Source organism: Nonomuraea sp. NPDC048916 (assembly GCF_040649575.1).
Classification (GTDB): domain Bacteria; phylum Actinomycetota; class Actinomycetes; order Streptosporangiales; family Streptosporangiaceae; genus Nonomuraea.
Genome location: NZ_JBEZFS010000203.1, coordinates 1 through 491, shown reverse-complemented (window position 1 = coordinate 491; position 491 = coordinate 1). Strand labels below are relative to the sequence as shown.

The following is a 491-nucleotide window of genomic DNA, read 5'->3' as shown; positions in this document are numbered from 1 at the left end:
CCGGCAGATTCTCGATGATCTTGTCGATGCGGCCGTCGATCGCGGTGACGTGGCCGACCTCGATCTGGCCCGAGGTGAGGACCTTGCCGAAGACGTGGGCGAGCGGCAGCCAGAGGTACTGCACGTCCTCGGCGGTGATCAGACCGGTCGCCACGGTGGCCTTCGCCATGTACGACCAGTTGTCGTGCGGCAGCCGTACGCCCTTGGGGCGGCCGGTGGTGCCCGAGGTGTAGATGAGGGTGGCGAGCTGGTCGGCGGTGATCGCGGCGACCCGCTCGGTGACCGCGTCCGGGGTCTTGGCGAGGAGCTCCTTGCCCTGGGCCTCCAGGTCGGCGAGGGTGATGATCCAGCCCTCCGGGTTGCCCTCGGCGGGCTCGACGCCGGCCGGGTCGATGACCACGACATGGGCGAGATCCGGCAGGTCGGCGCGGGTCTCCCGGGCCTTGGCCAGCTGCTCGGCGTCCTCCGCGATGAGGATCCGGCTCTCGGAG

At 70.3% G+C, this 491-nt stretch carries 1 protein-coding gene; it reads right to left on the bottom strand.

The window, feature by feature from the left end:
* Positions 1-491, bottom strand: a 491-nt coding sequence (locus AB0C16_RS40445) for an AMP-binding protein (protein WP_357691489.1), incomplete at both ends; no start/stop codon positions are given.